Origin of the sequence: Spirosoma lacussanchae, from assembly GCF_005870035.1 — a bacterium.
In the GTDB taxonomy this organism is placed as follows: domain Bacteria; phylum Bacteroidota; class Bacteroidia; order Cytophagales; family Spirosomataceae; genus Spirosoma; species Spirosoma lacussanchae.
In genome coordinates this window covers 104,917-130,595 of record NZ_SWJG01000005.1, presented here as the reverse complement: position 1 = coordinate 130,595, position 25,679 = coordinate 104,917, and the positions used below count along the sequence as shown (strand labels likewise).

31 protein-coding genes are annotated in these 25,679 nt (G+C 56.6%); 15 read left to right on the top strand and 16 right to left on the bottom strand.

Annotated features, from left to right (window positions below; translation table 11 throughout):
* The 4 genes from FBR45_RS18495 to FBR45_RS18480 all read right to left on the bottom strand — a co-directional run bounded on the left by FBR45_RS18495 (position 1) and on the right by FBR45_RS18480 (position 5,095).
* A complete protein-coding gene (locus FBR45_RS18495; protein ID WP_138505005.1) occupies positions 1 to 456 on the bottom strand; it encodes a DinB family protein in 456 nt (151 codons plus the stop codon).
* Positions 453 to 3,467 carry a glycoside hydrolase family 3 N-terminal domain-containing protein gene (locus FBR45_RS18490; RefSeq protein ID WP_138505003.1) on the bottom strand — a complete coding sequence of 1,005 codons (3,015 nt, stop codon included), beginning with the start codon at positions 3,465 to 3,467 and terminating at the stop codon, positions 453 to 455. The genes FBR45_RS18495 and FBR45_RS18490 overlap by 4 nt, the downstream gene beginning before the upstream one ends.
* 212 nt (positions 3,468 to 3,679) lie before the next feature.
* Positions 3,680 to 4,378: a porin family protein gene (locus tag FBR45_RS18485; protein WP_138505001.1), complete on the bottom strand. Its 699-nt coding sequence runs from the start codon at positions 4,376 to 4,378 to the stop codon at positions 3,680 to 3,682.
* 36 nt (positions 4,379 to 4,414) lie between these two features.
* Positions 4,415 to 5,095: a porin family protein gene (locus tag FBR45_RS18480; RefSeq protein WP_138504999.1), complete on the bottom strand. Its 681-nt coding sequence runs from the start codon at positions 5,093 to 5,095 to the stop codon at positions 4,415 to 4,417.
* 224 nt (positions 5,096 to 5,319) lie between these two features.
* Here FBR45_RS18480 and FBR45_RS18475 point away from each other — a divergent pair, with 224 nt between their 5' ends.
* Positions 5,320 to 6,522 carry an acyl-CoA dehydrogenase family protein gene (locus FBR45_RS18475; protein ID WP_138504997.1) on the top strand — a complete coding sequence of 401 codons (1,203 nt, stop codon included), beginning with the start codon at positions 5,320 to 5,322 and terminating at the stop codon, positions 6,520 to 6,522.
* Between the two features lie 182 nt (positions 6,523 to 6,704).
* On the opposite strand, the gene FBR45_RS18470 is transcribed toward FBR45_RS18475, so the two are convergent.
* From FBR45_RS18470 to arfB, 3 genes are all read right to left on the bottom strand, one after another.
* Complete coding sequence (locus FBR45_RS18470) at positions 6,705 to 7,115, bottom strand: hypothetical protein (protein ID WP_246082298.1); 411 nt, start codon at positions 7,113 to 7,115, stop codon at positions 6,705 to 6,707.
* 9 nt (positions 7,116 to 7,124) lie between these two features.
* A complete protein-coding gene (locus tag FBR45_RS18465) occupies positions 7,125 to 7,715 on the bottom strand; it encodes an RNA polymerase sigma factor (RefSeq protein ID WP_138504995.1) in 591 nt (196 codons plus the stop codon).
* Positions 7,716 to 7,807: 92 nt separating this feature from the next.
* Positions 7,808 to 8,209 carry an alternative ribosome rescue aminoacyl-tRNA hydrolase ArfB gene (gene arfB, locus FBR45_RS18460; protein WP_138504993.1) on the bottom strand — a complete coding sequence of 134 codons (402 nt, stop codon included), beginning with the start codon at positions 8,207 to 8,209 and terminating at the stop codon, positions 7,808 to 7,810.
* 105 nt (positions 8,210 to 8,314) lie between these two features.
* Here arfB and FBR45_RS18455 point away from each other — a divergent pair, with 105 nt between their 5' ends.
* From FBR45_RS18455 to FBR45_RS18410, 10 genes are all read left to right on the top strand, one after another.
* Entirely contained in the window at positions 8,315 to 8,650 is a 336-nt protein-coding gene (locus tag FBR45_RS18455) for a hypothetical protein (RefSeq protein ID WP_138504991.1), read from the top strand.
* Between the two features lie 79 nt (positions 8,651 to 8,729).
* A complete protein-coding gene (locus FBR45_RS18450) occupies positions 8,730 to 9,071 on the top strand; it encodes a hypothetical protein (protein WP_138504989.1) in 342 nt (113 codons plus the stop codon).
* Positions 9,072 to 9,101: 30 nt separating this feature from the next.
* The gene (locus FBR45_RS18445) at positions 9,102 to 9,473 is read left to right on the top strand and encodes a hypothetical protein (protein WP_138504987.1); all 372 of its coding nucleotides are present in this window, start codon (positions 9,102 to 9,104) and stop codon (positions 9,471 to 9,473) included.
* A complete protein-coding gene (locus FBR45_RS18440; RefSeq protein WP_138504985.1) occupies positions 9,470 to 9,841 on the top strand; it encodes a hypothetical protein in 372 nt (123 codons plus the stop codon). Before FBR45_RS18445 ends, FBR45_RS18440 begins: the two co-directional genes overlap by 4 nt.
* Before the next feature lie 58 nt (positions 9,842 to 9,899).
* Positions 9,900 to 10,589, top strand: a complete 690-nt coding sequence (locus FBR45_RS18435) for a hypothetical protein (RefSeq protein ID WP_138504983.1) — start codon at positions 9,900 to 9,902, stop codon at positions 10,587 to 10,589.
* A gap of 101 nt (positions 10,590 to 10,690) precedes the next feature.
* Complete coding sequence (locus FBR45_RS18430) at positions 10,691 to 11,053, top strand: hypothetical protein (protein ID WP_171044918.1); 363 nt, start codon at positions 10,691 to 10,693, stop codon at positions 11,051 to 11,053.
* A 76-nt stretch (positions 11,054 to 11,129) separates the two neighbouring features.
* Entirely contained in the window at positions 11,130 to 11,468 is a 339-nt protein-coding gene (locus FBR45_RS18425; protein WP_129602583.1) for a hypothetical protein, read from the top strand.
* 88 nt (positions 11,469 to 11,556) lie between these two features.
* Complete coding sequence (locus tag FBR45_RS18420) at positions 11,557 to 11,901, top strand: hypothetical protein (RefSeq protein WP_138504979.1); 345 nt, start codon at positions 11,557 to 11,559, stop codon at positions 11,899 to 11,901.
* A 38-nt stretch (positions 11,902 to 11,939) separates the two neighbouring features.
* Positions 11,940 to 12,290 (top strand): hypothetical protein, encoded by a 351-nt coding sequence (locus FBR45_RS18415; RefSeq protein WP_138504977.1) that lies wholly within the window; start codon positions 11,940 to 11,942, stop codon positions 12,288 to 12,290.
* Positions 12,291 to 12,324: 34 nt separating this feature from the next.
* The gene (locus FBR45_RS18410) at positions 12,325 to 12,675 is read left to right on the top strand and encodes a hypothetical protein (protein WP_138504975.1); all 351 of its coding nucleotides are present in this window, start codon (positions 12,325 to 12,327) and stop codon (positions 12,673 to 12,675) included.
* Positions 12,676 to 12,822: 147 nt separating this feature from the next.
* Here FBR45_RS18410 and FBR45_RS18405 read toward each other — a convergent pair whose 3' ends face one another.
* Genes FBR45_RS18405 through FBR45_RS18395 form a run of 3 tightly spaced genes read right to left on the bottom strand, consistent with a single transcriptional unit; the run spans position 12,823 to position 13,843 of the window.
* Positions 12,823 to 13,101: a hypothetical protein gene (locus FBR45_RS18405; protein ID WP_138504973.1), complete on the bottom strand. Its 279-nt coding sequence runs from the start codon at positions 13,099 to 13,101 to the stop codon at positions 12,823 to 12,825.
* A gap of 35 nt (positions 13,102 to 13,136) precedes the next feature.
* The gene (locus FBR45_RS18400; protein WP_138504971.1) at positions 13,137 to 13,496 is read right to left on the bottom strand and encodes a hypothetical protein; all 360 of its coding nucleotides are present in this window, start codon (positions 13,494 to 13,496) and stop codon (positions 13,137 to 13,139) included.
* 2 nt (positions 13,497 to 13,498) lie between these two features.
* On the bottom strand, positions 13,499 to 13,843 hold the full coding sequence (locus FBR45_RS18395; RefSeq protein ID WP_077923283.1) for a PadR family transcriptional regulator: 345 nt from the start codon (positions 13,841 to 13,843) through the stop codon (positions 13,499 to 13,501).
* 82 nt (positions 13,844 to 13,925) lie between these two features.
* Between FBR45_RS18395 and FBR45_RS18390 the strand changes: the two genes are divergently transcribed.
* Positions 13,926 to 15,758 (top strand): ABC transporter ATP-binding protein, encoded by a 1,833-nt coding sequence (locus FBR45_RS18390; RefSeq protein ID WP_138504969.1) that lies wholly within the window; start codon positions 13,926 to 13,928, stop codon positions 15,756 to 15,758.
* Here FBR45_RS18390 and blaOXA read toward each other — a convergent pair.
* On the bottom strand, positions 15,755 to 16,570 hold the full coding sequence (blaOXA, locus tag FBR45_RS18385) for a class D beta-lactamase (RefSeq protein WP_138504967.1): 816 nt from the start codon (positions 16,568 to 16,570) through the stop codon (positions 15,755 to 15,757). The genes FBR45_RS18390 and blaOXA overlap by 4 nt on opposite strands.
* A gap of 335 nt (positions 16,571 to 16,905) precedes the next feature.
* Here blaOXA and FBR45_RS18380 point away from each other — a divergent pair, with 335 nt between their 5' ends.
* Together FBR45_RS18380 and FBR45_RS18375 are read left to right on the top strand one after the other, a co-directional pair.
* Complete coding sequence (locus FBR45_RS18380; RefSeq protein WP_138504965.1) at positions 16,906 to 17,667, top strand: ferritin-like domain-containing protein; 762 nt, start codon at positions 16,906 to 16,908, stop codon at positions 17,665 to 17,667.
* A 15-nt stretch (positions 17,668 to 17,682) separates the two neighbouring features.
* On the top strand, positions 17,683 to 18,468 hold the full coding sequence (locus tag FBR45_RS18375; RefSeq protein WP_077923287.1) for a ferritin-like domain-containing protein: 786 nt from the start codon (positions 17,683 to 17,685) through the stop codon (positions 18,466 to 18,468).
* A 99-nt stretch (positions 18,469 to 18,567) separates the two neighbouring features.
* Here FBR45_RS18375 and FBR45_RS18370 read toward each other — a convergent pair whose 3' ends face one another.
* From FBR45_RS18370 to FBR45_RS18360, 3 genes are all read right to left on the bottom strand, one after another.
* Positions 18,568 to 19,227 carry a DUF305 domain-containing protein gene (locus FBR45_RS18370; RefSeq protein WP_138504963.1) on the bottom strand — a complete coding sequence of 220 codons (660 nt, stop codon included), beginning with the start codon at positions 19,225 to 19,227 and terminating at the stop codon, positions 18,568 to 18,570.
* A gap of 258 nt (positions 19,228 to 19,485) precedes the next feature.
* Entirely contained in the window at positions 19,486 to 20,793 is a 1,308-nt protein-coding gene (gene murA / locus FBR45_RS18365) for a UDP-N-acetylglucosamine 1-carboxyvinyltransferase (protein WP_077923289.1), read from the bottom strand.
* Positions 20,794 to 20,903: 110 nt separating this feature from the next.
* Entirely contained in the window at positions 20,904 to 21,692 is a 789-nt protein-coding gene (locus tag FBR45_RS18360; protein WP_138504961.1) for a DUF4290 domain-containing protein, read from the bottom strand.
* Positions 21,693 to 21,849: 157 nt separating this feature from the next.
* Between FBR45_RS18360 and FBR45_RS18355 the strand changes: the two genes are divergently transcribed.
* The gene (locus tag FBR45_RS18355) at positions 21,850 to 23,202 is read left to right on the top strand and encodes an MATE family efflux transporter (RefSeq protein ID WP_138504959.1); all 1,353 of its coding nucleotides are present in this window, start codon (positions 21,850 to 21,852) and stop codon (positions 23,200 to 23,202) included.
* A gap of 2 nt (positions 23,203 to 23,204) precedes the next feature.
* Here FBR45_RS18355 and FBR45_RS18350 read toward each other — a convergent pair whose 3' ends face one another.
* Both FBR45_RS18350 and FBR45_RS18345 read right to left on the bottom strand, forming a co-directional pair.
* Complete coding sequence (locus FBR45_RS18350) at positions 23,205 to 23,444, bottom strand: hypothetical protein (protein WP_138504957.1); 240 nt, start codon at positions 23,442 to 23,444, stop codon at positions 23,205 to 23,207.
* A gap of 87 nt (positions 23,445 to 23,531) precedes the next feature.
* On the bottom strand, positions 23,532 to 25,616 hold the full coding sequence (locus tag FBR45_RS18345) for a carboxy terminal-processing peptidase (protein WP_138504955.1): 2,085 nt from the start codon (positions 25,614 to 25,616) through the stop codon (positions 23,532 to 23,534).
* Positions 25,617 to 25,679 lie beyond the last annotated feature (63 nt).

Below are 25,679 nucleotides of genomic sequence, written 5' to 3'. Positions count from 1 at the left end.
TCAGGCTTCGCGCGACCAGACGATGAAATCGGTAACGGGAGCCTCGGCAAGCATGGGGCGAATCAGCTGCACCACCTGCCCCCGGTGGTAGGCCGCATGGTGCGACATATGGGTCAGAATATCGACAAGTGTACTCTTGTAAGGCTCTCCGCCCGTACTCACATAGTCGACAGGAAGCAGCAGCTCCGGCTCCGACAGGCCCGATATATAGCTAACAATCTTGCGATGCTGACGCTGCGCGGTTTCTTCCATCCAGCTAACGGGCGTATCTTCCCAGATCGATACAAAAATGGTTTCGTGCTCGACCCGGCCCAGCCAGACCTGTTGTACGGCCAGAATGTGGCCCATCACCGCTACGGCCCGCGCCGGGGGTTTATCGAGGGATTCGAGCGCCTGAATGACGCGCCGATTGGCCCACAATTCGTAATTCAGCAGGTGGATCAGAAAGTTTTTCATTGGATACCACGCTTGATTGCCTGATAAAATGCTTCAGCAACGTTCGTTCGTGTATTCAACGTGCTAATCCGATTGTTGTTTCGAGTCGGGTAAACCCGATTGCTCAGAAACACATAGCTCAGGTTATAGCTCGGGTCTGGATCGATCCAGGTAAAGGTGCCTGTAAAGCCCGAGTGACCAAAACTGTCTTTGGTCGCTGAGCGGGGCGCATTACCCGTAAACGTGAACGACGGCTTTTCGAAGCCCAACCCGCGCCGGTTGCCCAGCTCCGGAAACTGGTAGCGGGTAAACTCGGCTATTGTCTTCTCGGATATGAACCGCTGACCGGCATACTGCCCCCGCTGACGGTACATCTCCACCAGCTTCATGAGGTCGTTGGCCGTACCAAACAGGCCCGCGTGTCCCGACAGGCCGTTGAGCATGGCTGCCCCCTCATCATGCACGCGCCCCCAGATCAGGGTTTGCCGGAAGAGCGAGTCGTATTCGGTTGGTACAATGCGGTTGAGGTTATAGAACCGGCGCGGGTTGTAGGTCAGCGTGGTGGCTCCCAGCGGCTTGTAGAAGGTCGATTTCAGGTAGTCTTCGAAGTTCTCGCCCGTTAGCCGTTTAATGACCTGCGGATACAGGATGAACGACAGATCGGAGTAAACATATTCTTTCTTCTCGTTGAGGGGCGAATCTCTGATCTGCTCGTAAATGGTTTTGGGGTAGTTTCTGAACAGGTACAGGCTATCCGTTACTTCGATGGAATACCGCGCCGAACGCTCGTTGCGGAAGGTTCGGGGTTTCCAGCTGCCGTCTTCGTTTTTGGTATCGCGCCAGAACGGAATCCAGGCTTTGAGCCGGGCCTGGTGGGTCAGCACGTCGCGCCAGACGAGGTTGGCCTTGTTCGATTTCTTCAGGAAAGGCAGGTAGTCGGCCATCTTGCCGTCTACGTTGAACTTACCTTCGTCGACCATCCGCATCAGGGCGGGGGTAGACGTACTTACTTTGGTTACCGAAGCCATGTCGAAGAGGTCGTTCAGGTCGACCGGTTTGGGTTCGGCACCCAGACTGGCATCGTAGGTATGGCTCCCGTAGGCTTTGCGAAAAATCACTTTGCCGTCTTTAGCCATCTGGACCACACAACCCGGAAAAGCCCGCTGGGTCAGCCCAACGTTCACGAGCGAATCGACCTGACGGGTCAGGAACCGGCTGTCGATACCGACTTCTTCGGGAATGGTGTATTTCATCCGGCCGATGGGCTGTACTGCAATGCCGTCGCCTACCCGGAATCGCTGGTTGACGGTTACGGGTAATTTACCCGACGCACCGATGGCCCCGAAAATCAGCTGAGCCGATAAGTCTTCGGCATAGCTGGTCAGCTGATACGGCATCACGATGGCCCGCGCCTGCTCGATGTTGCGGTTCATCTGCACCGTATCGGCCGGGAAGGTCAGTTTGTTCAGGGCATATACATTGCCGAAAACCGTAACGACCGCCTTACCCGTAGCCACCAGTTCACTGACCAGCCCGGCCGTTTTGGCCTGCAGGCCGTAGTTGGTGCCCGGCCGGATGTTGTTCAGGTGTACATCGACCAGCAACAGGTTGTAGTTCCGGAGCGAGTCGCGCATGCGGGCCAGCGTAGAATCGGGGGTTTTGGAGGTGATGTTAAAATGATCGACCTGCGTATAGTTGGCCGCCATCTGCTGAAATGCGGTAATCTTTTCGCTCTCTACGGCGACTGATGCGATCCGGAGTGTATCGAGCCGTTGCAGTGGTAACAGATTTTGGTCGTTCTTGAGCACCGTCAGGCTGGCTTCGGTCATCTGCCGGTTGAGCAACTCATCCTGCATCGGATTGAGGTCGCGCACCAGGTTGTCGAGCACGATGGGTTTGTACTGATCCAGCCCGGCCCAGGCTTTGGCCCGCAGCACCTTCCGGCAGCGCTCGTCCAGCGACTCCTGCGAGATACGTCCCTCGGCAACGGCCTGCTTGATCTGTAGCAGGGCCGCCGGTACATCTTCGGTAAACTCCAGCACGTCCATACCGGCTTCGATGCCGTACCGATCAGCCTGCCCCGACGGAAAAAACTTGGTCAAGGCTTTCATGTTCATGGCATCGGAAAAGACCAGCCCCTGAAAGCCCATTTCGTTCTTGAGCAGGTCGGTCACGATAGCGGGCGATAAGGTAGAGGGCCGGTTGCGGGTGGTGTCGAGCGCCGGTATGCTCAGGTGAGCCACCATAACCCCGGCGGCCCCGGCGTTGATGAGTTGCCGAAAGGGGTATAGTTCGAGCGAGTCGAGCTGGGCGCGGCTTTTGCTGATCAGCGGCAGGTCGTAGTGTGAGTCGGTACCGGTGTCGCCATGGCCCGGGAAGTGTTTGATGCTGGTCAGCAGCCGGTTGTCCTGCATACCACGCACGTAGGCCAGGGCTTTACGCGTCACGGCGTATTTGTCTTCACCGAAGGAGCGGAAATTAATAACCGGGTTGTTCGGATTGTTGTTGACATCGACCGATGGGGCAAAGTTGACGTGTACGCCCAGCCGGCGTGACTGCCGGGCCAGGTTGGCCCCCATCCGATAGATGAGTGAGTCGGTGGCGGTACCCTGCATGGCGCCCAGCGTCATCTGATACGGGTAGCGAACGGTGCTGTCGAGCCGCATGGCCAGTCCCCATTCGGCGTCCATCGCGATCAGCAGCGGCACCGTCGAGAGGGCCTGCAGCCGGTTGGTTAGTTTGGCCTGGCGAACGGGTCCGCCCTGAAAGAAAACGACACCCCCCAGCTTGTTGGTCCGGACAAGGGTAACCAGCGAATCGTCGTAGCTGGCCCGGCCCCGGTTCGAGTAGCCCGCCACCATAATGAGTTGGGCAATCCGCTCATCGGGCGTCAGCGACGCAAAGACCGAATCGACCCAGCGGTTCTGACGCTCGGTGAGTTGTTGGAAAACGGGAGTGGGAGCCTGCGCAGAGGCAGTCGTGAACAGAATAACGCTGAACAGAATAGAAAGAATGGACCGGCGCTTGGTCATGGAATATGGCTGGTGGCAGGTGAAGCTCCAAAATTACGAAACGTTACCCACACGGCGGTCCTCAATCTGCGCCCGTCCGGTCAAGTTTAGCCACGTCTCCCGGGGTTTATACGGCAACAGGGCCTGTTGGTGGGTGGTTTCTTCGGATGAAGTGACTACCCATCAACAGGCCCTGTATTGCTTTTCTTACTCGTCGACTCGGCTTGAGAAACTTATTTGCGCTGGTATCGACTCCGGTATTCAGGACCTACGCCAAACCCGTAACCGAGCGTGAGCGTAAACGCCGAATTGTTGATACGAGCGTTATTATCGATCGTAATATCGCTGAGCCCGTAAGTATAACGCGCATCAATCAGAAACCGCTGGCGGGCGCCAAAGCCCGGAAAGTTCAGCTGAAAACCAGCCAACCCACCCAGATCGACCGACCGGAACTGATCGCTGTTATCGACCGCCGGAAACGCTGCGTTCTGCACCGTTTTGCTGGTCTGCTCCGCGTTCAGTTTGAACCCCAGCGCCGGACCGAAGTAAATATTGGGCCGGAAGTTGCCGCTCAGCGTCAGAAAGTAGCGCAGAGCTACCGGAATTTCGAGGTAGTTGACCCGCTGTTTATACGTCGTGGTGATGGGGCCAACCAGTGGCGGGTTAATCGTTGCCGAATAATTACCCCCTTTCTGACTGTACAGGGCATCGACTGAAATACCGAAATGATTCAGCGAGCTGTACATCAGAAAACCACCGGCTACCAGCCCCGGCCGGAACGAATATCCCGCTGCGTCGCCCGCAAAGGTCGAGTAGTTCACCCCCACCCGCGGACCAGCGCTGAAACGCTGCTGCGCCATCAGCGCCGACATTGCTATAAAAAAACCAACCGTTGCCAGAACGGATTGACGGACCATGAGCCGAACAGACATACCTGAATAAGTTTGGTAAAACGCCCCAAGTTAAGCCTAACGGCGATACCGGCTGCGGTACTCCGGTCCTACGCCAAACCCGTACCCCAGCGTAAGGGTAATCATGGAGTTGTTGATATTCTGTCCGTTGATACCCCCCGGAATCGGCTGGGCCGTTACGTCGGTTAGCCCGTAGGTATAGCGCGCATCGATCAGGAACCGCTGACGCTCACCGAAGCCCGGCCAGTTGAGCTGAAAACCAGCCAGCAGACCCAGATCAGCCGAGTTGAACGCAGCCGAGTTGTCGTTGTTAGGCGCCGGCACCAGGTTGTTCTTCGCGTTCAGCTTGAAAGCCAGCGACGGACCGAAGAAAACGTTAGGTCGGAAGTTGCCGTTCAGCGTCAGGAAGTAGCGCAGGGCCACCGGAATTTCGAGGTAGTTGACCCGCTGGTTGTAGTTGAGCGATGAGCCATCCGGGTTGCGGAAGGCAGCGCCCCGCTGGCTGTACAGAGCATCGACCGAAATACCGAAATGGTTCAGCGAGCTGTACATCAAAAACGCGCCCGCCGTAAATCCCGGGTGAAACTTGTTGTCAACGACATCCTTGCCAAATTTAGACAAATTCAAGCCTACCCGCGGACCAGCACTAAACCGTTGTTGAGCCGAAGCTGCTGACAAACAGGTAGTAGCGAACAAAGCAGAGAGGACAATTGCACGTAGCGAATGTAAACGAAACATAGATTTAAAAAAATGATGAGTTCACCGCTTAACGCCCCACTGCGGGAATTGTTTTGCAAAACATGCGATCATCTTACTGAATGGCTGACTAGCGAACGGGCAAGGTTTAGGTTAATTTTGAGGAAATAGTGTCTTGATTTACGTTTCCCTACTCCAGACGGCCACGGTTGGGTATACCGACCAGTCAGTCGTGTCGCCGGGCGTGGCTGTCCGGTCTTGAGCCTATGAACCGACCCTCCTTATACTTCCGCGACGAGCACGAGCTGTTTCGGCAGAGCGTCAGACAATTTATTGACAACGAGGTCATTCCGCATACCGACGCCTGGGAGACGGCCCGCCGGATACCGCTGTCGATTTTTCAGCGACTGGGCGAGCTGGATTATCTGGGGTTGCCTTTCCCGGAAGAATATGGTGGGGTAAACGCTGACTTCTGGTACTCCGTCGTTTTTCTGGAAGAGCTTGCCCGCTGCGGTATGGGCGGTTTCGCAACTGCCGTTAGTGTTCATGAGTATATGGCCATCAACCACATTGCCAGAGTTGGCAGTGCCGACCTCAAACAGCGCTATCTGCAACCCGCCATCGCCGGGGAGAAAGTGGCCGCCCTGGCCATTACCGAACCCGACGCAGGCTCGGACGTATCGGCCATCCGAACTACGGCGATCCGCACCGATGCGGGCGATGCCTATATCGTCAACGGCACCAAAACGTTCATCAGCAACGGCACCTACGGCGATTTCGTCACGCTGGTCGTTAAAACCGGCCATCCGGCAGAAGGGACCGGTGCAGGAACCCATCCCATTAGCCTGCTCGTCGTGGACCTCGACAGCCCCGGCATTACCCGTACCAAACTCAACAAGATCGGCTGGCACTCGTCCGACACCGCCGAAATCCGCTTCGACGACGTGCGGGTACCGGTTGCTAACCTGATCGGGCAGGAGAACCGGGGCTTTTACTACCTCATGGAAAGCCTCCAGCTCGAACGGCTGGTAGCTGCGATACTAGCCGTATCGGGGGCCCAGCTCGCCCTCGACTGGACGCTTCAGTATCTCAACGAGCGCGAAGCTTTCGGAAAGAAAATCGGCACCTTTCAGGCCATTCGCCATCAGATTGCCAACATAGCCACCGAGATCGAGATGGCCCGCCAGTTTGTCTACCACACTTGCTGGCTCTTCACCCAGGGCGACGTAATCGTCAAGGAATGCTCGATGGCCAAGCTGGCTACATCCGAACTTCAGAAGCGCGTGGTTGACACCTGCCTGCAGTTTTTTGGCGGCTACGGCTACATGGAAGATTACCCCATTGCCCGCGCCTACCGCGATGTGCGGGTTGGCACCATTGCCGGCGGCTCGTCAGAGATCATGCGCGAAATCATCGCCAAAATCGTCATCGACGCCGTCGCCTACAAACCCGTCTATCAATCGAAATAATCCTGTATGAGACGCGAAGGGTCCACTTGTCCGGATGGTATCGCTGACGCATATGAGACGCGAAGGGTCGCGTCTCTACATCGGCACGGATACAAACCGATCATGTGGTCCGTGTCCGCACCGGGACGCGTAGTCCGGGACGCGCAGTCCGGGTGAGGACACGGACCACGGAAACAACGCGTTCAGGTTAACGGCCAGGCCACAACCGGCGGTAGCGGGCGGGCCGGGAGGTGCGTCTCGACAGGAACGGGCTTCGGCGGGGTCGGTTGGCGTCTGGGGGCCAGGAAGAAGATAAAATAGATGGCCATCGCCAGCATGAACAGAATGGCAGCGGTGGTCGTAGCGATCCAGAGCGGCCAGAGCCGTTTTTTATTGGCCGATGCGTGGATACGTTCGTGGAGCGCATCGCGCAGGTCGGTAAGCTGCTCGGCCGTGGTGGTGGTGGCCGTTTGCTGCATAGCCTCCAGCCCGGCCAGCGCGTCGGCGTAAAACGGATCTTCGAGTAGTAATCGCTCCACACGATGGCGGGCCGACCCACTCAGGCGTCCGGCCTGGTAGGCCCGTAACTCATCGAAAGTCAGTTGATCGTTCATGCTGATGGCTTACTTACTCATACAAATTTTCAACATTCGCCGACCATTTTGCAAATAACTCTTGACCTGTTTCAGATCGAAACCCGTTTGCTCGGCCACCTCAACATAGCTTTTCTGTTCGAGGTAGAATAACGTCAGACAGGTCTGCTGCTCCATGGGCAGTGTTTTCAGACAGGACTCCATGCGGGTCAGGTCTTCTTCCAGCTCCGGGCTGGCATCCGAAAAATCGGACAGGCTGGGCTCATCCGCATCCGCATCGTCCTGGCCGACCAGAGTCGTTTTGGGGTGCGCCTGACTCCGGCGCAGCTGCATCAGGCAGTAGTTGCGCGCTACCGTGTGGAGCCAGGGCACAAACTGCTGCACGTCATGCCGGAGCAGATCGGTAATCAGCTGCTCGAACAGATGCATCACCGCATCTTTGGCCTCTTCCTCATCGCGCAGGTAATTGTAACAAACGGCGTAGACCAGATCCATATGCCGCTCATACAGCTCGCCCAGAATAGCCAGATCGCCCGTGGCCCGGTAAGCCGCGATGTAGCCAGCCGGGGTATCGTACTGATCCGTCTGGGATTTGGCTTTGCGAAAACGTTTTAGAAACATGAGCGGCCCGGCTACCTGATTGTATGATGCAGCCAGGGACGGAATTGCATAACAAACACGACGTATTCTTTGTGCCGGAGCCGACGGCCGGTCTAGTAGTCGACTCGCTTTCGGTTGGCTTTCAGGTCGCCTTTGTGTTTTTTCTCCGCAATCCGCTCAGCAACAGCGGCCTTCGACGGCTTCGTTTGCCGGCGGGGTTTAGGCTCTTCAAAAGCCTTTTCGATCAGCCGGTAAAACTTCTTCGTTACTTTTTCCCGATTGGCCAGCTGCGTCCGCTCGGTTTGATGGGTCAGCACCAGCTCGCCCTCAGCCGTTAACTTGCCGGCTAGTTTGGCACTCAGTATGGCCCGCTCCTCGTCCGTCAGCAGGGCCGACGTACGAACGTTGAACCGCAGCTCGGCTTTAGTAGCCACTTTGTTAACGTTCTGTCCGCCCGCTCCTCCGCTCCGGGCAAACTGATAACGTAATTCGGGCTGTAGGCGGCTTGCATCCATGATTAATAGACTCAGTAGGTAGGTTTAGTATGAAATGTACATAACCCACCGAACAATCGCCGGGACAGCGGGTTTTCCTAGTCCAAAACTAATGGATTCAACGGTATGGCACATGCACATCCATCGGCTATGATTGACGGGACGCTCCAATCGCTGCAACAGCGCGATCTGCCACCCGCCACCGGCGCCGATCTGATTAAAGACTGGATTTCGGTTCTCAAACACACGGAGGGCGCCGAAACGGCCGCCGAAACGCTTACCGCGCTCTACGACGAGCTGCACAACATTACACCCGATGCATCCCGGATTCGGGACCTGCTGACCCGGGTGGCTCAACAGACCGAACACCTGTCGCGCTCGGCCGCCAGCCCCTACGCGGATGCGCTCAGGCAGCTGGCCGACTCGCTCCGCTCCTTTGCTACCGACCTGCAGCAGGCGTAAGCCGCTGGTTACTTGGCAACCGGCACAGCCTGTCGGGCACCGGGTCAGGCCAAAACCGAAAACTAAAAACCCAACCCCAATGGCACATCACGATCAGAAAATTGCTACTATGCTCTCCGATACGCTCCATACGCTGGGCGGGGGTGCACCCGACACAACCCCCGATCAGGGCGTTAACCTGATTCAGGACTGGATTGGCATTGTTCGTTCCGACGTCAGCACCCAGTGGGTAGCTGAACCGCTGGAGAAACTCCGCGACGCCCTCAACGCCAACGACATGCGTAGCGTAGAGCGTCTCCTGCGCGACTTGTCGGGCCAGACCATCGATCTGGCTAACAACACCGCCGAAGGAGATTACAAGCAGCATCTACAAAACCTCTCGACAGCGCTCAAGGATTTTGCGCAGGGTATGGCAAGCTGACGCGCTTCGTTCACCAAAATCGACACCCACATGGTACAGGAACACAGCGACAAACTGATTGACGTGACGATCGATTTCCTCGATGGCAACCTCAACACAGCGCTGCCGGCCGACGGGGCCAGCCTGACCAGAGACTGGATCACGGCCCTGAAAAAAGAAGACGGGTTCGACGAGCTGATCACCGCCCTGCAGGCCCTGCAGCAGGAACTGGCCAGCGAATCTACCCAGACCAGCCGGGTACGTGAATTGGTGAAAAAACTAGGTGAGCTAACGGCCCGGGCCATGCCGGAAGCAGCCGACCTCTATTACTCCGCACTGACTGACCTCGTCAGAGCCCTGACCTCGTTTGGGCAGCGCCTGGCGACTGAACAGCAATTACCAATCAACAAACACAACTCATGATTTCTAACGACCCAAACCAGCTTTCGCTGATCGACGAAACCGTCAACGCCTTTGACAGCAGCATCAGTACCCTTGAGCCCCAGGACGGCATTGCGCTCATCGACAAATGGCTCGACCGCATCGACGAAGCCGGTGACGACGAAACCGACGAGATCGTTGATACCCTCGAAGAATTGCGGAGCGAACTCGACCCCGATCAGAACGAAGGCCAGCCCGACGGACAGGTTATCGCCGAAATTCTCGACGACCTGATTGCTCAGACAAAAGGCGTTATGCAGTCGGCCCAGGCCAGCGCCGAGCAGACCGAACTCTCACAACTGGTAGCCACCCTCGAAAACCTGCACCGGCAGATCGCGGCTACCCTCTGATACCCTGTCGACTAACAGGCTTTACTCAACAAAACCATACCCTTACATCTGTACAACTATGGCAATCGATCAGCAGACATCCAACCTGATTACGACCACCATCAATGCCTTCAACGGCGATTCCAAAGCGGTATCTCCGCTCGACGGTGTATCACTCATTGACAGCTGGACCAGCGCCCTGCGCGACGCCGACGACAGCGCCAACCCGGTCAGCAGCAGCCTCAACGACCTGAAAGCCGAACTGCAAAGCGGCAACCCCGACAGCTCGCAGATCCGGCAGCTACTCAGCGACCTGACCGAACAGGCGCGAGCGGTAGCCAACTCTGCCGATACCGACGTGAAGACCCGGCTCAACAGCCTGATCGAAGCGCTCGAAGGATTTGGCAACCAGCTCGGCGGCTCGGCCAATATGACCGATGCCAAAAATCAGCAGGCACCCATGAGCAGCACCGTTGGTGGCGAATCGACCACGAGCGGATCGGGTGTTCCGCCCTCGCAGCAGAATGACGATGATTTTTCGGATCGCAACGGCGGTACGGTAGATCGCAACAGCTCGGCCATGGGTATGGACGACACTACCGGCAGCGACGGTGCCCAGATGCAGGACGGCGGCTCGTACGGGTCGGGCTACGGCACCGGTTCGGATGGCGACGACTACAGCGCCAACTCCGGTACCCAACGTTCGGGCGTTTCGGGCGGCACCGCCGACTCCGGCAGCGGCTCGTCGGGTGGACGGTCACAGTATTAAACCACCTTGGCTCTTCTCTTTTTCATCCGAACCAGAGAAGAGCCAAAACGAAACAAACCGCTTCACAGGCGGTTTTCATTGTATACATTACTCAACGAATCATGGCAAACCAACATTCACAAACCGCCGGTTCCTCGGCCGCTACCTTGCTCGACGCTACGGTAGCCGCTTTCGATCAGGGCCAGGCCGCATCGCCCCAGGAGGGCATGTCGCTGATTACCGACTGGTTCTCATCCATCAAAAATAACCACCTCACCGGCGACCTGATGGCCCCCCTCACCCAGCTCCGCGATGAACTGCAGACGGGAGCGCCCGACAATCAACGGCTCACGCAACTGCTGAACGAACTCGCCGACAAAACCGAGCAGACAGCCCCCAAAGCCGAGGGCGACATGCAATCGGGTCTGCAAACGCTGGCTACCGCCCTGCGTAACTTCGCCGGTCAGTTATCGACAGCCGTCTAGACACACTATATCTGGCCTGAATGGCCGTCAATGCAGCCCTCCAGGCCAACATCACCCCTAAACAGCATACCGAATTATGGCTTCACACGCATTGGATCAGCGTCTGTTCGAACAGACGGCCAACGGCCTGGGTAGCGTCGATGCGGCCTCTCCTACCGACGGGGTAAAACTTATCGACGGCTGGCTGAAGGTAATTGACGGTAACCCAAGCGCCGAAATTATTGAAGGGCGGCTCCGGGAACTGCGCGGTCAGCTGCAACTGGCCCAACCAGACACGGACCGCATCAAAGACCTGCTCATGATCATTGCCGACCACACCTCGCAGGTAGCTCAGGGCCGGAACATACAGGAACAGACAGCTGGTAAACTCGAAGACGTAGCCACGTCGCTGCGGCTGTTTGCCGATCAGTTATAACCGCTATTCGGTCATGTCGGCCTTTGCTTAATGCACTATAGCGAAGCAGGTTGACATGACCGAAACAGCGTATAAAACAACAACTACTATGGGATCGAACGTACTCGAAGAGCGCATGCTCGAAGACACACTGACCACCTTTCGCGATGGCAACCAGGGCGGAGTTTCGCCTGCTCAGGGCGTCATGCTCATCGATGGCTGGTTACAGGCCCTGCAGGGCGACCCGAATCTGGGTCAACTCCAGGGCCAGCTGAATGAACTGCGTACAGAACTTCAGGCAGCCCAGCCCAACAGCCAGCGGATTCGGCTGCTCATGGAAGGCCTGGCTGACCAGGCTCAGCAAACCGCCGAGGGTCCTAACGCCGAAGGCACCTGGACGGGTGGGCTCGAAAGCCTGTCGAAGATGCTACGAAATTTTGGCAGCAAGCTCTAGCAGCTGCCGTTTTTTTCATCAATACACTACACAAGACCATGGAAGAAACTCAAACCTCACTCGAAAACCGAATGCTGGCCGATACGCTCGGCGCATTTGGTGAAGGCAGCGATGCCATTGTATCGCCCGAACGCGGTATGCTGATGCTGGAAGGCTGGCTGAACGCACTGCGGGGCGATGTCGGCACGGAGCGTATTCAGGCTGAACTGACCACCCTGCGCGATCAGCTGAAAATGGACACCCCCGATCCAGAATCGATCCGACATCTGCTCCTGAGTCTTGCCAGTCATACATCGGCCATTGCGCAGGAACCCTCAGCTACCGGAGCCACGTCGGGTCAGCTGGTACAGCTCGCCAGCGCCCTGCGCAACTTCAGCAGCCAGTTTTAACCAATCTATTCATTAACCATACGTTTTCACGCCAATGCTCAATCACGAAAAATCAACCGACCTCCTCGACTCAACGATGGGGGTTCTGGAGGCCGACGTCACCAACGAAACGCCCCAAAGTGGCACCGGTGTCATTGACCAATGGCTCGAACAGCTTCGTCAGACCGACAACGCTACGGAGATAGCCGATACGCTCGAACGGGTAAAGACGCAGCTGAAAAGCGATCAGATCAACGCATCGGAGCTGAGCGGCCTGCTCCAGACGCTGGCCACCCAAACCACCGAATTCAGCACCCTGATGGGCTCGGAAGGCGACATAGCCCCCCGACTCGAAGGACTGGCTTCGGCCCTGCGGTCACTGGCCGGCCAGATTGGCAACGAATAAATAGAAAAGTGAAAAACAGTCCCCGCTGCCAGTAGTCTTCTGACAGCGGGGACCGTTTTTCTTTTACCCCTGTTGGTAGTCGTAGCCCCTGACAGTAGGCACAGCAGGAACGAACAAAATAATATAACGCCTACCGGCACCGAAGAATCAGGCGGGTTTGTAGACGTATTTCTGTTGATACAACTGAATAAAACTGGCGGCATAGATCGGCAGCAGGAGCGAAAGCATGGCCAGCACGCTGGTATGCGTCTGCAAAAATACCCGCGCCGAGGAGGAAGCGTCGCCGAAGAAGCCAGCATTGCTGCCGTTTGTTACGATCTGAAACACGTTGACAGGCAGGATTCCTACCCGATATATGTATTTCCAGACGATTTTATCGACGTTCTCCCGCTGGTGATAGCCATGCCAGTAGCCCAGTAAAAGCACGGCAACCGGCACCAGCGTCACCCCGAACGAACCGATCAGCAGGCACTGCCGGAGAGCATGGGCACCACCAGATAAGTAATCACACCCACCAGGGCGGTCAGTACGGTGGTGGGCCAGCGGAAATAGCTTTTCAGAACGCCCATATGCTGACGTCGGATTTGCCGCCGGATGTTCCTGACAAAATCAGCCTGAATAGCCTGCAACCCCTTCCCCGACCCCAGTTCGGCCCAGGCCCATCGGCTGGCCTCCTCGAACGAAAGGCCGGTTTCCATTTTCTGCTCCGTCAGGGTAGCGTAGTGATCGAGCAGTTCGGTCAGCACGTCGTGGTATTCGATATGCGCCAGCTCCTGCAGGTCGTAACGCAGTGTTTTCAGCTGAATAGTCGTAAGCGCCATCGTTATACAGACGGTTTGAGGTTAAGCACCAGGTTCAGATTATTCAGAAAAGCCGACAGGTCAGCTACGCGGCTGGCCGCTTCGGTATGGCCGGTTTTGGTCAGTGAGTAGTATTTGCGGGCGCGGCCCTCAACGACCTGGGTTTCGGTAGTCAGCAAGCCGTCGGCTTCGAGTTTGTGCAGAGCCGGATATAGGGCGCCTTCCGTTATGGTCATCTCGCCCGCCGTGAGCTCCTTTACTTTCTGGGTAATCTCGTAGCCGTACATGCGGTCGCGATCTTCCAGCAGTCGCAGAATCATGACCGATAAACTTCCTTTAAGCAGTTGAGCGTTGTTGCTGTTGTTCATACCCCAAACATACAACCAAAAATTATATACCTACAAATCTTAGGTATAAAAATAAGGAGGGGGTGCTACCTTTGCAGGACCAATGAAGACCTACCTCCGCTTACTCTCGTTTGCCAGTCCGCTGGGCCGCTTCCTGACGCCGTTCGTGGCGACGTCGCTCCTGGCCAGTGTGTTTGGCGTGTTGAACTTTACCTTACTGATTCCACTCCTCAGCATCCTTTTCGATAAGGTAGACCCGGCCCAAATGCAGGCCTTTCTCAGCCAGCCTGCCCCGGACCTGACCTCCGGACCCGTCGATTTTTTCCGGTATTACTTTGCGCAGGTGTTCCGCGATTATGGAAAAGTCGGCGCACTCCAGTTCGTATGCGCGGTTATTGTGGCCTCGGTCCTGTTCAGCAACCTGTTCAAGTACCTGTCGGTGCGGCAGCTGGAATCGTTCAAAGCCCGCATGGTAGCCCGTCTGCGCGAAGCGGTTTTCAGCCGGACGCTCGAGCTGCATCTGGGTTTCTTCTCAAACGAGCGAAAAGGAAACCTCATTTCGCGGACTACGACCGATGTGCAGGAGGTCGAAAATTCCATTGCCAATACGCTATCGGCGGCTTCAAAAGAAGTATTCCTGCTGATCGGCTATATCATCGCACTCCTGAGCATATCGGTTAAGCTGACGCTGTTTGCCATCATCGTCATTCCGGTATCGGGCGGGTTTATTGCCACGCTGGTCCGGCGCATGAAACGCGATGCGCAGGCGGGTCAGCAACGGCTGAGCGGGCTGGTGAGCCTGCTCGATGAAACATTTGGCGGGATGCGGGTCGTGAAAGGGTTTGTGGCCGAAGGGTTTATCCTGGAAAAATTCAGGGCCGAGAACGAAGGCTATCGACAGGCCGTCCGGTCGCTGGCCAACCGGCGCGAGCTGGCCTCCCCGTTCTCGGAAGTGATGGGCGTGGCTGTTGTGGCCGGTATCCTGCTCTACGGCGGTTCGCTGGTGCTGAGCGGCCAGTCTGATCTGACCGCGGCCGAGTTTATTTCCTACATCGCTATCTTCTCGCAGGTGACGCGCCCGGCCAAGGACATCAGCAATGCGTTCAGCGGCTCGCAACGCGGCCTGGCCTCGGGCGAACGGGTGCTGGAGCTGATCGATACGGAGCCCGCCGTTCAGGACAAACCCGGCGCCGTAACGCTCAGCGACTTCAGCGACCGAATTTCGGTACAGCAGGTATCCTTTGCCTATAACGCCGATACACAAGTATTACGCGAGGTCAGCTTCGACCTGCCCAAAGGAAAAACCATTGCCCTGGTCGGGTCGTCGGGCGGGGGAAAATCAACCATTGCCGACCTGATTCCGCGTTTCTACGACCCCACCGCCGGCCGCATCCTGATCGATGGAGTCGACCTCCGCGACTGTACACTGGCTTCGCTACGCAGCCAGATGGGCATCGTAACCCAGGAGAGCATTCTGTTCAACGACACGATCTTCAACAATATCGCCTTCGGCACGCCCACGACCGAAGCTGCGGTTATGGAAGCGGCCCGCATTGCCAACGCCCACGATTTCATTCTGGCGCAGCCCGATGGCTACCAGACCGTTATCGGCGACCGGGGCGGCAAACTATCGGGCGGACAGCGGCAGCGGATCAGCATTGCCCGGGCTATCCTGAAAAACCCGCCCATTCTGATTCTGGACGAAGCCACATCGGCCCTCGATACCGAGTCGGAGAAACTGGTGCAGGAAGCCCTAACGCGCCTGATGGCCAACCGGACTACCCTCGTCATTGCCCACCGGCTCAGCACCATTCAGCATGCCGACGAGATTTTGGTCGTGAACCAGGGACGCATCGTTGAACGCGGGCGCCATACCGAGCTGCTAACCCTCGACGAAGGGTTTTACCGGAAACTCAGCACCATGCAGAGCGTTTAAAGAATGCCCAGTTCAGTCAGAATCCGCTCTGTAACCCGCCGGCGACCCGCCAGAAAGGTATCAGGAACTGGCGGGGAGCTTTCGATATTGGTAGCAAAGAAATAAACGTCGTCGCCCTTCTCGACGTAGCCAACAAACCAGCCAATATCGGGCCCGTCTATACCGATACCATCTATTTCTGAAGCCCAGCCGGTTTTGCCGTACAGCCGGTGGGTGGGTTGGTCGTCCAGCAGCATCACCTTTTTGAGGGTGGCCAGATTGGGTTTCGAGAACGGCACCTGCCCCGTATAGACCCGGCGGAGAAAATCGACCTCTTCTTTCGGGCTAATCCGCGATTTCCCGCGTAGCCAGAACGTATCGAGGTTGCCAGCCTGAATGTCCATATGGCCGTAGTCGGCTTCTTGCACGAACGACCGCATGCGTTCCAGCCCAATCTTCCGGGCCAGTTCCTGATAACACGGTACGCAGGATACCTGAAAAGCTTCGCGGAGGGTCATGTCCTTGTTCAGCACCTCCCGTGCGCGCCGGACTCCATCCCATTTCATGATCGTCGCTTCATCGGCTAACAGCCCCGTTTCGAGTCCGATCAGGGTGTTGATGATTTTATAGGTCGACGCAGGCAGAAACCCCTTCTGACTGCGCGCGTACCGATAGGCTATGTACCTGTCCTTTTTCAGATCATACAGCAGAAACGAGCCGTTCAGCTTTTCGGCGTCGAAAAAACGGCCCAGGTCGGGCCGGTCAATAACGGATACGGGAGGCCGGTAGCCACAGCAAAAGACCAGGGCCACCAACAGAAAGCGGGTAAGCATGGGCAGGTGGGAGAACAGCAGACGATCAACTGTAAATAAAGCAAATTAGTCGTCACCACGAGCCTCCCACACCGTCGTTTTTCGGCCTATTTCGGAACAGACCCCGGTCGCAGACGGTCTTCTGATTGCCTCCAATGCAGGGCTACGTATATAGGTTACAGACCGTACGTAAAACGACCCGCCAGTGAGGATTCGGTCCGGCACCTACCGCTTACTCAATAAAATAAGTAAGTCTACATATTTTATAGATCATACAAAACTGTTTGTCGCCGATCCAGTAATACTGTTGCTTTTCCGATGGGCGGAAAGCTTACTCAACATAACTGGTTCCACTAATGGAAAAATTGTCACAGACACCGGCCGGGAGGCCCTTATCGGTGTTGCCAATTCTCCCTGTATTCTCAGGACGGCGGATGTTTATGCGGTACGTGGGTGTTGCCACGGCAACGGGTGTTGTCATGAGCGCCTGCACCAACACCATTGTTGACCCGCTGGCCGGGCCGGGCGGTGGGTCAACGGCAGGAGCCCGGGCGGGTGACCTGATCGAGCTGGGCTCGGGCGACATCGGCATCCTGAACTATGCCTACGCGCTTGAACAGGCCGAACTGCGTTTTCTGGAACTGGTCAACGACCGGCCCTACGCGGGCATAAGCCAGAAAGAGCGGCAGGTTTTTCTGGACCTGCGCAATCAGGAAATCACCCACCGCGAGTTTTTCAAGCAGGTACTGGGCAGCTACGCTATCCCTACCCTGACGCTCGATTACAGCAGTGTTGATTTCAACAGTCGCCGAAGCGTGCTGGAGACCGCTAAAAGTTTTGCCGACCTGGCTACGGCGGCCTATAACGGGGCGGGCCAGCTGCTGACGAGTGCTACCAACCTGACCATTAGCGGCAACATTGTATCGGTAGAAGCCCGGCATGCATCCATTATCCGCGAGCTGATCAGCCCCGGTAGCGCCGACTTTGCGGGCGACGACGTCATCGATCCGGTTTCGGGTCTGGAGCGGGCGCTGCTTCCCGAGCAGGTTGTACCGCAGGCATCGCGGTTTATCAAAGAAGTACTCAACACCAGCACCCTGCCAAAACCAATGGCATAAGCCGACCTGACTGTCATGAATTTACAGAATATTATCTCCGAAATAGAAAAAGTTGACGGCGAGGTAGTTGACCGTCTGGCGCACGTATCGCGTCGCAGCATGTTCAACATGATCGGCCGGAAAGCCGCTGCCGTGGCGGCCCCAACGGTGCTGGCTTCTGCCCTGAACAAAGCCTACGGGCAGGCCGCCGGGCTCAACCCCGACATCATCGACGTACTCAACTTTGCCCTCACGCTCGAATACCTGGAAGCTGAGTTCTATAACGTTGGTCTGGACATGCCTGGTCTGATCACAGACAGTGCCGCCCGCATTGCCTTCACGCAGATTCGGAAGCACGAGAACGCACACGTGGCCGTCCTGAAATCGGTACTCGGCAGCGCGGCCATCGCCAAACCCGCTTTTGACTTTACGGCCAAAGGCATGTTCCCGGATATCTTCAAAAACTACCAGACCTACCTGACCGTATCGCAGGCGTTTGAAGATACCGGCGTTCGGGCTTATAAAGGCCAGGCCCCCCGGCTCATGAGCAACGACGCGATTCTGACGGCGGCCCTGCAGATTCACTCGGTCGAAGCGCGGCACGCGGCCAAGGTTCGGGACCTGCGCGGCCAGAAAGGATGGATCACGGGCAACCAGAGTCCGGGTATCCCGCCCCAGGTTTACGCCGGCGACGAAGCCGTTAAGCACCTCGAAATATCGGCGCTGCTACCCGGTGTTCCCTACGAGAACGCGACCGAAGCCTGGGACGAAATTCTGACGAAAGAAGAAATCCTGGCCATTGTGAAGCCATTCCTGGCTTAACCGAAATTCCGCAAAAAGGCGTTTTGCCGAACGAATCAGCACTAGTAGTGACGATCGGTTCGGCAAAACGCCTTTCCTGCTAACAGCGAGCCAACTGCCTTAGGGCATGGCTTTGATCTGATCCATCTCAGCTTTGGCTTTGGCGGTCATCTGCTCAGCATAGGTCCGCAGGGTGCTGTTGCGGCCATATTGCAGATAGGTCGTTGCCAGATCGATGGCATCCTGCCGCTGGTCGAGCAGCAGCACCTTAAAATTCTTATCGATATCGCCCGTCAGCTTGTCGCTCGATCCAGTCTGTTGCAGCTTCAGGTTCATCGCTTCGATATTGCGGCTCTGCTGCTGCGTAAATGTCTGGTTCGGGCGCGACGGCTTCAGCTGTTTCACCGTGGCGTCGATGGTGTTCATATCCGACTGGGCCGCCGTCAGTAGCGACTGGGCCATCGTTTTCAACACCGAATCTTTACCATTCGCAATCTCCTGTTTCAGCAAATCCTGCACGCCCTGGTTATGCACCTTGGCCTGGAAAGCATAGTCAAAATCAGGATCACCGGTGGCCTGTAGCTTTTTTAGTTTCGCCACCATCTGCTGCATGGGCTGAAGCAGCGTTGTTTTGGCGGGCTCAGGCTGGCTCGCAGCCCGGGCAGCGCCGGTAGACGAAATGGGTTTGGCCTGCGCGCAGGCAGCCAGTGAACCGAGCGATAGGGCGCCAACAAACAGGATAGCGGCCTGATGGCGGATAGTTTTCTGTACGGTTTTCATAGGAAAAAGCGACGTTGTCAATTTCTCAATACACTAATGAGACCATAAAAGAGCGCAAAGGTTTATCGGGAAACAAAATTGCTGTAACAAACTGGCCCGTTGGCGCTTACTGACTCGTCCAGTCGGCGGAAGCTACCTATACATAGAGGGGCATTCCTGCCCGCGACGGCTCTTCAGCCAATCGATCCCAGCCAGGAACGCCCCTCTTCCCTACCGCACTCGGGTGCGACGGATCGCCACCGAAGCCTGTAGCCTTACTTACAACCGTACGATCTCAGCCCCGATGGCGTTGAGCCGGGTGTCGATATGCTGATACCCGCGGTCAATCTGCTCGATGTTGTCGATGATGCTGGTTCCCTGGGCCGACAAAGCGGCAATGAGTAAAGCCACCCCGGCCCGGATGTCGGGCGATGACATACGGATGCCTTTCAGCGGCAACTGGCGGTTCAGCCCCACTACCGTAGCCCGGTGTGGATCGCAGAGAATAATCTGCGCGCCCATATCGATCAGTTTGTCAACGAAGAACAAGCGGCTTTCAAACATTTTCTGGTGGATAAGCAGCGTGCCCTGCGCCTGTACGGCCGTTACGAGCACAATACTGAGCAGGTCGGGCGTAAAACCGGGCCAGGGCGCGTCGGCTACGGTCATCATGCCGCCGTCCAGAAAACTTTCAATCTGGTAGCGCTCCTGCGCCGGAATAAAGATATCGTCGCCCCGAAACTCCATCTGGATACCAAGCCGCCGGAACGTATCGGGAATAATACCCAGCTGCGGAATCTGGCAGTTTTTGATAGTAATTTCAGACTGGGTCATAGCCGCCATCCCGATAAACGAGCCAATCTCGATCATATCGGGCAGCATCGTATGCTCGGTACCGTGCAGTTCCGATACGCCCTCAACGGTAAGCAGATTCGAGCCTACGCCGGTTATTTTGGCGCCCATCGAGTTCAGCATCTTGCTGAGCTGCTGCAAATACGGCTCGCAGGCCGCGTTATAGATCGTTGTGATGCCTTCGGCCATAACGGCGGCCATCAGCACATTGGCCGTACCAGTTACCGAGGCTTCGTCGAGCAACATATAGGTGCCGCGCAGGTTGCTGGCATCTACCCGGTAGTATCCGCCGTCGTTGGCATCATAATTGAACTGAGCCCCCAGCTTTTCGAAGCCCAGGAAGTGGGTATCCAGCCGCCGACGACCAATTTTATCCCCACCAGGACGAGGAATACGACCTTTCTTGAACCGGGCCAGCATCGGGCCGAGCAGCATGACCGACCCCCGCAGCGCGGCTGCTTTGCGCTTGTATTGCTCGGTTTCCAGGTAATCCAGGTTCACATCACTGGCCTGAAACCGGTACGACCCTTCGCCCAGGCTGGTTACCGATACACCCAGATCGCCCAGCAGCTCGATCAGCTGGTTCACATCGCGGATACCCGGAATATTATGGATGGTTACCGCTTCTTTGGTCAGCAGTACAGCGCAAAGAATCTGCAGGGCTTCATTTTTGGCCCCCTGGGGAACGAGTTCGCCGTTGAGCCGACGCCCACCGGTAATTTGAAAAGATGCCATTATGTAATACTGGGTTATGAGTGGTGAGCGATGAGTGACTCCGGCGACCATGAACGAACAAAGAGGGGACGTAGGGCTCCGCTCCTAGCGCATCACTCATCGTTCAGAAATTACCGCCTTCTGCGGTCATTGTTTCGATTGTTGTTCGGCCGCTGCCCGCCCTGGCCCGAGTTGCCATCGCGGTCGTTGCGGTTGCCGAAGTTGCGCTGCCCGCCCTGGTTGTTGGGTCGGCCGCCCTGATTCCGGTTAGGTCCGCCAAAGTTATTGGGCCGACCGGGGCCGTCGTTGCGGTTGCGGTTATTCTGGTTGCGGTAGGCGTTGTTGTTTCCACCCCCACCAATCCGCTGCGGCTGTACCTGGTCGCCGGTTCGTTCGCGGGGGGTTGCTTCGACCAGACCCTCTTCCCGAATCAGCTGGATATCGGGGCCCAGCTTCCCATTCGAGAGTTCCAGCAGACTTTGATAAATGGTTTCGTCTTCGACCGATTCTTTGTTCCAGGCCTGATAAAAGGTACGCATCAGCCGGGTCAGGTACGATACGAAGGCCCGGCGTTCTTCGGGTTCTTCGAGCGCGATGGCCTTGGCAATGAGCAGGTCGATGTTCCGGCCAAAGTGCTTGAACCGCAGGTGATGGGTATTGTACGGTACCGTTTGCGGCTTCTTCCCCAGGGCTTCTTCCGATGGCGGAGGATACGGGCTGTCGACGTCGAGGGTAAATCCGGACATAATGTACAGGTCGTCCCACAACTTATTGTAGTAATCCTGCCCATCTTTCATATTCGGATGGATTTGCCGCATCAACTCAACCAGGATATGAGCATAGCGCGTACGCTTCTCCCGGTCTTCTATGTTGACCATATTGTCAACTAACTTCTGGATACTACTGCCGTATTCTTTCAAGGACGTAGCCGGATTCGTGATAAAGAAAGCAAAAGTACGAAAAACCGCCATCAGTGAACACCGCTCTTCGGCTATGGTCCATAGGGCAAGACAGGAAACCGTACCTTTGCCAGCTACAACATAGATTCTGATCAACTGTTTACATCTGTCCAACTATATGCGCTCCGATTTGACTGACACGCTCCGGCTCAGTATACCGATTGTAATTGCCCAGCTGGGGGTGGTGCTGATGGGGGTTACCGATAATCTGTTTGTGGGGCGGCTGCTGGGGGCGGTACCGCTGGGCGCAGCCGGGCTGGCCAACTCGCTATCGTTCCTGATGTCGAGCGTGGGCGTAGGCGGCCTGACGGTGGTAGCCGCGCTGGTATCGACGGCACGAAGCCAGAACGACCCGGCCGCGGTAAACCGGCTGTTTCGGGCGGGCCTGCGGGTAGCGGTACTGCTGAGCGTGCTCCTGGGCGGCCTCTCGGCCCTGCTGGCCTACTTCTTCGACCTGTTCGGGCAAACGGCCGAAGTAACCGCGCTGGCCCAGACGTTCATGCTGATTCTGAGTGCATCGCTGCTTCCTCTGTTGATTTTTGTGGCCGCCCGGCAACTGTGCGATGGACTTCGATACCCGCGGGTAGCTATGGCCATCACGCTGCTGGCGCTGATCATAAACGCCGGGTTCAACTACCTGCTCATTACGGGCGCGGGCCCCTTTCCGGCTATGGGCCTGATGGGTTCAGCCACGGCTACCTTACTGTCGAGGGTGTTTATGGCGGTGGCGATGCTACTTTATATGTACCGGTCGGGCAAGTTCCGACCGTTTCTGGAGTCGGCCTACGCGGTACTGCCTACAACCAAAGAGGTATGGACCGTACTGCGGCTGGGCATACCGGGGGGACTTACGTTCTTTTTCGAAGTAGCTACCTTCTCGCTGGCCGTGGTGATTGTCGGCTGGCTCGGCGAAGACCGGCTGGCCGCCCATCAGATTGCGATCAACATGGCCTCGGTGACCTACATGATGGCCACCGGCATCTCGTCGGCGGCTGCCATCCGGGTTGGGGCTGCCGTGGGGCAACGCAGCAGCGCCGGGGTTCGGCGGGCGGGCGTGGCTGCGTTTCTGCTATCGATCGGCTTTATGAGTCTGGCGGCCATAGTGTTCCTGACGGCCAACGAATGGCTGGTGTCGTTATACATCCGCGACAATCCGGCGGTATCCACCATAGCGGCTACGCTGGTCATCATGGCGGGATTCTTTCAACTGTCAGACGGTATTCAGGTTGTGGCCCTGGGCAGCCTCCGGGGTCTGTCAGACGTGAACGTACCGACGCTTATTACACTGTTTGCCTACTGGGTGGTAGCGTTGCCCATGAGTTATGTGCTGGCCTTCCCGTTCGGCCTCGATGCGGTAGGCGTCTGGATAGGCCTGCTGGCCGGGCTGACTCTGGCGGCCATACTGCTAACCTGGCGTTTCTTCCAGCGGGTACGTCGCTTGCCGGTGCTGACCGAATCGGCTCCGCACTAGCGTTACCGCATCGTGGCCAGCAGTTCGTCACGGGTGGGACGGTCGGCGGTAAGATCGTAGGCAATTCCGTTCCGGTCGAGGTGATCGATGAAGTCGCGGTACCGTTCTTTTTCGACCGAAAATACGTACCAGTTATTATAAGGCTCGTTGAAGAGCTCAACCTCGGTAAGCGAAGCCTGCCGTTGCAGGCCCTGGTATTGGGCGGTGTCGAGACTGGCTTGTCTGATCAGGAAGTACCACATAAGAAGCTGGATGGCTGGCGTAGAGTAGTAACAAAAACCCCGCGCAACGGTTCGCTGCGCGGGGTTGGTAGCCAGTATTGGCCCTGATTATTTATTAACGGCCAGGATGTAATCGGCCAGTACAAGACCAGCTTCGTTCAGAAACAGGTCTTTCTTTTTCTTGGGCGCATTGGGCGATCCGGTTTCGTCGATCGGTGCCGTCACCTGCGAAACTTTGCTGGCAGCGGCCCGCTTGCGCTCAGCCTCTTCGCGCTCTTTCCGGCGTTTGCTTTCGAGGAGCGATACAACTGTGTTCTCCTTGGCTTTCCGGAAGTCGGCCAGATCCTGCGCCAGTTGTTTCAGCTCAGGGTCTGACTTCAGCCGCTGATCGAACCGGGTCCGCAGCCGGGTCAGAATCTTGTCATCGATACCGCGCGACTGTTCGTAGCGGGTTGCGTTGATCTGATCCCAGGGCAGGGCGCTTGGTTGTGAGCTTTCGCCATACTCTTCGGCCGAGAAAGCCGAGGGCAGTTCGATATCCGGCGTAACGCCCCGGTGCTGGGTGCTGCTTCCGTTGATGCGATAGAACTTCTGAATTGTCATTTTCACCTGACCTACTTTCTCAGGCTCTTTCGGCAACCACTGGTTCAGATCGATCAGCGTCTGCACCGTACCCTTACCAAAGGTCTGTCCGCCGACAATGATACCCCGCTTGTAATCCTGAATAGCCGCGGCAAAGATCTCCGATGCCGACGCGCTGAACCGGTTTACCAGCACCGCCATTGGACCGTCGTAGAACACCGAGCCACCGTCTTTATCGGAATACACCTCGGTTTCGCCCGTCGATTCTTTAACCTGAACAACGGGCCCTTTCGGAATGAACAGGCCGGTCAGGTCAATGGCTTCGGTCAGGGAGCCCCCGCCATTATCGCGCAGGTCGATCACAATACCGTCTACTTTCTCGCCTTTCAGCTCTTCAACGAACTTCTTCACGTCGCTAGTCGTACTGCTGAACCCTTCTTCACGCCGGCGGGCGCCCTCAAAATCGCGGTAGAACATCGGAATGTTGATCACACCGATCTTAAACGTGCGGCCATTATCCGACACCTCGATTGTTTCTTTCTTGGCGCGCTGCTCCTCCAGTTTGATTTTCTCACGAACCAGGCGGATCTCTTTCGGCGGTGCACCGGCAATCGCATCAGGCGACACCACATGCAACCGAACCACGGTCCCTTTGGGTCCTTTGATCAGTTTGACCACTTCATCGACCTGCCAGTTCATGGTGTTGACCATTGGCCCATTATCGCCCTGGGCCACCCCCGCAATCTTATCGTTGGTCTTCAGCAGGTTGCTCTTGAAAGCCGGTCCGCCGGGCAGTACACTCGTGATTTTGATGTAATCGCCATCTTCCTGCAACATAGCGCCAATTCCTTCCAGCGACTGGCTCATTTCCTGATTGAAACGGTCCGCGTTGGTGGGCGAGAGGTAGTTGGTATGCGGGTCGAGCGCTTCGGCAAACGAGTTCATGTACAGCTGAAACACTTCGGCGCTCTTGATCCGGTTGATGGCCCGGTCGAGGTTGTTGTAACGCTGCGTCATGGTAGCCGTTACCGCACTATCGCTCCGGCTGCCCAGCTTCAGTTCCAGGGCCTGGTTCTTCAGAATCTTACGCCACAGGTCATTTTGCTCATCGACCGATTTTGGCCAGGCCGCTTTCTCGCGGTCGGTATTGAAGCTCTCATCGGCGGTAAACGTGAACGGCTTCTTCAACTGTTCTTTAATGAACGCACTCCGCTCCTGGTAGCGCTTCCGGAATACGTTGTACAGATCATAGGCAGCCGTCAGGTCGCCGTTGACGAGGGCATCGTCAATCTGATACCGGTATTTCTCGAAAGCGGCCACATCAGACGCCAGCAGGTACGTTTTATTATTGTCGACCTCTTTCAGGTAGTTGTCCCATACAACCGACGACAGCGAATCGTTCAGCCGAACTTTCCGATAGTGGTAGGTCGTCAGCAGTTTAGCCACCAGTGTCTCCACTTTCTCCTGCGACATCGACGGTTTGAGTTCGTCAATGGGGCCGGATGAGACGGTGCGCATGGATGCACTGCCCGGGGTAGACGCTCCCGAAGGCGAATCCGGCTGAAAGCTCAGCATCAGCACGGGTATAAGGGTTACCAGATATTTTTTCATCCGCTTTCGTTGATGAAAAAGTGAACAGCTCAGCGGACGAATTATCTGGTCGTCGGTACGCCC

Bases quoted from the DNA above. Each gene is read 5' to 3' on its own strand.
- FBR45_RS18495 (WP_138505005.1), bottom strand. From the start codon at position 456: ATGAAAAACTTTCTGATCCACCTGCTGAATTACGAATTGTGGGCCAAT.
- FBR45_RS18490 (WP_138505003.1), bottom strand. From the start codon at position 3,467: ATGACCAAGCGCCGGTCCATTCTTTCTATTCTGTTCAGCGTTATTCTG.
- FBR45_RS18485 (WP_138505001.1), bottom strand. From the start codon at position 4,378: ATGTCTGTTCGGCTCATGGTCCGTCAATCCGTTCTGGCAACGGTTGGT.
- FBR45_RS18480 (WP_138504999.1), bottom strand. From the start codon at position 5,095: ATGTTTCGTTTACATTCGCTACGTGCAATTGTCCTCTCTGCTTTGTTC.
- FBR45_RS18475 (WP_138504997.1), top strand. From the start codon at position 5,320: ATGAACCGACCCTCCTTATACTTCCGCGACGAGCACGAGCTGTTTCGG.
- FBR45_RS18470 (WP_246082298.1), bottom strand. From the start codon at position 7,115: ATGAACGATCAACTGACTTTCGATGAGTTACGGGCCTACCAGGCCGGA.
- FBR45_RS18465 (WP_138504995.1), bottom strand. From the start codon at position 7,715: ATGTTTCTAAAACGTTTTCGCAAAGCCAAATCCCAGACGGATCAGTAC.
- arfB (WP_138504993.1), bottom strand. From the start codon at position 8,209: ATGGATGCAAGCCGCCTACAGCCCGAATTACGTTATCAGTTTGCCCGG.
- FBR45_RS18455 (WP_138504991.1), top strand. From the start codon at position 8,315: ATGGCACATGCACATCCATCGGCTATGATTGACGGGACGCTCCAATCG.
- FBR45_RS18450 (WP_138504989.1), top strand. From the start codon at position 8,730: ATGGCACATCACGATCAGAAAATTGCTACTATGCTCTCCGATACGCTC.
- FBR45_RS18445 (WP_138504987.1), top strand. From the start codon at position 9,102: ATGGTACAGGAACACAGCGACAAACTGATTGACGTGACGATCGATTTC.
- FBR45_RS18440 (WP_138504985.1), top strand. From the start codon at position 9,470: ATGATTTCTAACGACCCAAACCAGCTTTCGCTGATCGACGAAACCGTC.
- FBR45_RS18435 (WP_138504983.1), top strand. From the start codon at position 9,900: ATGGCAATCGATCAGCAGACATCCAACCTGATTACGACCACCATCAAT.
- FBR45_RS18430 (WP_171044918.1), top strand. From the start codon at position 10,691: ATGGCAAACCAACATTCACAAACCGCCGGTTCCTCGGCCGCTACCTTG.
- FBR45_RS18425 (WP_129602583.1), top strand. From the start codon at position 11,130: ATGGCTTCACACGCATTGGATCAGCGTCTGTTCGAACAGACGGCCAAC.
- FBR45_RS18420 (WP_138504979.1), top strand. From the start codon at position 11,557: ATGGGATCGAACGTACTCGAAGAGCGCATGCTCGAAGACACACTGACC.
- FBR45_RS18415 (WP_138504977.1), top strand. From the start codon at position 11,940: ATGGAAGAAACTCAAACCTCACTCGAAAACCGAATGCTGGCCGATACG.
- FBR45_RS18410 (WP_138504975.1), top strand. From the start codon at position 12,325: ATGCTCAATCACGAAAAATCAACCGACCTCCTCGACTCAACGATGGGG.
- FBR45_RS18400 (WP_138504971.1), bottom strand. From the start codon at position 13,496: ATGGCGCTTACGACTATTCAGCTGAAAACACTGCGTTACGACCTGCAG.
- FBR45_RS18395 (WP_077923283.1), bottom strand. From the start codon at position 13,843: ATGAACAACAGCAACAACGCTCAACTGCTTAAAGGAAGTTTATCGGTC.
- FBR45_RS18390 (WP_138504969.1), top strand. From the start codon at position 13,926: ATGAAGACCTACCTCCGCTTACTCTCGTTTGCCAGTCCGCTGGGCCGC.
- blaOXA (WP_138504967.1), bottom strand. From the start codon at position 16,570: ATGCTTACCCGCTTTCTGTTGGTGGCCCTGGTCTTTTGCTGTGGCTAC.
- FBR45_RS18380 (WP_138504965.1), top strand. From the start codon at position 16,906: ATGGAAAAATTGTCACAGACACCGGCCGGGAGGCCCTTATCGGTGTTG.
- FBR45_RS18375 (WP_077923287.1), top strand. From the start codon at position 17,683: ATGAATTTACAGAATATTATCTCCGAAATAGAAAAAGTTGACGGCGAG.
- FBR45_RS18370 (WP_138504963.1), bottom strand. From the start codon at position 19,227: ATGAAAACCGTACAGAAAACTATCCGCCATCAGGCCGCTATCCTGTTT.
- murA (WP_077923289.1), bottom strand. From the start codon at position 20,793: ATGGCATCTTTTCAAATTACCGGTGGGCGTCGGCTCAACGGCGAACTC.
- FBR45_RS18355 (WP_138504959.1), top strand. From the start codon at position 21,850: ATGCGCTCCGATTTGACTGACACGCTCCGGCTCAGTATACCGATTGTA.
- FBR45_RS18350 (WP_138504957.1), bottom strand. From the start codon at position 23,444: ATGTGGTACTTCCTGATCAGACAAGCCAGTCTCGACACCGCCCAATAC.
- FBR45_RS18345 (WP_138504955.1), bottom strand. From the start codon at position 25,616: ATGAAAAAATATCTGGTAACCCTTATACCCGTGCTGATGCTGAGCTTT.